This is a genomic window from Intestinibacter sp., from assembly GCF_051866655.1.
In the GTDB taxonomy this organism is placed as follows: Bacteria; Bacillota; Clostridia; order Peptostreptococcales; family Peptostreptococcaceae; genus Intestinibacter.
Genome location: NZ_JBJDXL010000475.1, coordinates 1 through 2,567, shown reverse-complemented (window position 1 = coordinate 2,567; position 2,567 = coordinate 1). Strand labels below are relative to the sequence as shown.

Below are 2,567 nucleotides of genomic sequence, written 5' to 3'. Positions count from 1 at the left end.
AATATCTCGAATTACAAAATCAAGAAGGAAAGGGACCTAATGTAGTAGTCATCGGAGGAGGAACTGGACAGTCAATTTTTTTAAGAGGTTTAAAACACCATACACAAAATATAACAGCTGTGGTTACAGTTGCAGATGATGGTGGTGGTTCAGGTGTGCTTAGATCTGATTTAGGAATGTTGCCACCTGGAGATATAAGAAACTGTATTATGGCGCTTGCAAATATAGAGCCTACTATGAATGAAGTTATGCAATATAGATTTGAAGAAGGTGTATTAAAAGGTCAAAGTTTTGGAAACCTATTTTTAGCTGCAATGAATGGATTATATGGAAATTTTGAAACGGCAATATATAAAATAGGCCAAATATTTGCTATAACAGGTAGAGTACTACCAGTTACACTTGAGAATGTAGATTTGATTGCGACTTTAGATAATGGTCAAGTTATAAGAGGAGAATCAGCAATACCCAAAATAGTTAAAAAGCAAAAATGTAAAATAGACAAAATTACTTTAACACCAGAAAACTGCAGACCTTTAGATGAAGTCATAAGCTCTATACATGGAGCTGATATTATAGTTATGGGACCAGGTAGTTTATATACTAGTGTAATACCTAACTTATTAGTTCCAGGCGTGATTGATTCTATAAAAAAATCAAATGCTAAAAAAGTATATATACCGAATGTTATGACTCAGCCAGGCGAGACAGATGGATACAATGTATTAGATCATGTTCAAGCATTGATAAAACATACAGGATATGGATTAATTGATTATATCGTAGTTAATAATGAAGAAATACCAGAAATTGTATCAAAAAGATATAATGATGATGGCTCTATACAAGTTTTACTAGATAATGAGCAAAAGCTAAAATTAAAGTGTATGGGTATTAAAACTATTGAGGACAATTTAATCGAAATAAAAAATTCCTATATTAGACATAATGCTGATAAGATTTCTGATATAATTGTTAACTTGGCTAAAAATCATTAATATTAAACATGTAATTTCCTATGTATTATAAAAAGGATTTTTAAATCTTTATGAAGAAATTCTTATTATTATGTTGAATTAAGGAGTGAATGTCTATGAGAGAAGAGATTAGTGCTGGTGGTGTAGTCTTATTTGGTAATGCAATTCTTCTACTTAGAAAGTTTAATGGTGACTGGGTGTTACCCAAGGGCAGAGTAGAAGAAGGTGAGCAAAAAAAGGATGCCGCTCTTAGAGAAGTACTAGAAGAAACTGGAGTAAAGGCTCAAATATTAAAATATTTAGGTGAAATTCACTACACTTATAAAGAAAATTGGGATGAAAATAGAGCTGTTCATAAGACGGTTTTTTGGTATTTAATGAAATCTAAAAATATGGACACAATTCCTCTTAAAGAAGAGGGCTTTGTAGATGCTAAATTTATACATGTAGATAGAGTAGTTGATTTAGCTAGATATAACGACGAAAGAGAAATAATAAAAGTTGCATTAGAGGAAATAAAAAAAAGAAACAAAAAAAGCTAGAATTAGGTGATAAAAATGTCTTTTTCGAGTGAGACAAAAAATGAATTAGCTAGGGTTAAAGAAGTCGATAAGAAAAATAAACAGGCAGAATTATCGGCCATAGTTAGAATGGCTGGAAGTATACAGATTGCAGGACTTAGAAAAATTAATATAAAGATAACTACTGAATTAAATTCTGTGGCTAGAAGAATTTTTAAATTATTAAAAAAGGAATTTGATATAAGTACTACAATTTCTGTAAACAAAAATCAAATGCTAAAGAGAAATAATAGCTATGTTTTGACTGTAAAAAGTGAAAATGGAGCGGAAGCACTTCTTAAAAAATTGGAAATACTAGAGGATAAGGATGGTTTTTTCCCAACTAATTGTGTTCCAAAATCAGTATTTGACGACGATAGCCTAAAAAAATCTTATATAAGGGGAGCTTTTTTAGGTGGAGGATCGATTAGTGATCCAGAAAAAAATTATCATATGGAATTTGTAGCTAATCATGAAGATTATGCAAATTCGCTTAAGAATTTAATAAATTCTTTGGGATTTAATTCTAAAATAGTCGCTAGAAAAAATAGTTTTGTTGTTTATTTAAAGGAAAGTGAACAAATTTCTGATTTATTGAGTATGATAGGGGCATATCAGGCTTTACTTAGCTTGCAAAATACAAAAGTAGTAAAAGAAATGAGAAATAACGTAAACCGTATTGTAAATTGTGAAACAGCGAATCTATCTAAAACTGTAAATGCAGCAGTTAGACAAGTCGAAAACATAAAATTAATTCAAAATAAGATAGGAATTAGCAGTTTACCAGAAAATTTACAAGAAATTGCTTTACTTAGGGTAGAGCATGAAGAAATGTCATTGAAGGAATTGGGGGAAATGTTAAATCCACCGATAAGTAAATCAGGAGTCAATCATCGTTTGAAAAAGATAGAGCAGATTGCTAATGATTTAAAATAAAATACAAGAAAATAATTAGGGGGATTTGGTACAAATTCCCCTTGTTTAATTTGAGAAGATGTATTAACGTATGTTTATGAGTTAAACTAAAAAT

General features: G+C 30.3%; 3 protein-coding genes. All 3 read left to right on the top strand.

The features are described from left to right. On the top strand, positions 1 to 998 hold a 998-nt coding region (locus ACI3VO_RS14290; RefSeq protein WP_439758562.1), incomplete at its 5' end, for a gluconeogenesis factor YvcK family protein. Positions 999 to 1,093: 95 nt separating this feature from the next. Continuing rightward, the gene (locus tag ACI3VO_RS14285; protein ID WP_320624157.1) at positions 1,094 to 1,519 is read left to right on the top strand and encodes an NUDIX hydrolase; all 426 of its coding nucleotides are present in this window, start codon (positions 1,094 to 1,096) and stop codon (positions 1,517 to 1,519) included. 15 nt (positions 1,520 to 1,534) lie between these two features. After that, positions 1,535 to 2,473 (top strand): DNA-binding protein WhiA, encoded by a 939-nt coding sequence (whiA, locus tag ACI3VO_RS14280; RefSeq protein WP_439758561.1) that lies wholly within the window; start codon positions 1,535 to 1,537, stop codon positions 2,471 to 2,473. The last annotated feature ends 94 nt before the right edge of the window (positions 2,474 to 2,567 follow it).

Bases quoted from the DNA above. Each gene is read 5' to 3' on its own strand.
- whiA (WP_439758561.1), top strand. From the start codon at position 1,535: ATGTCTTTTTCGAGTGAGACAAAAAATGAATTAGCTAGGGTTAAAGAA.
- ACI3VO_RS14285 (WP_320624157.1), top strand. From the start codon at position 1,094: ATGAGAGAAGAGATTAGTGCTGGTGGTGTAGTCTTATTTGGTAATGCA.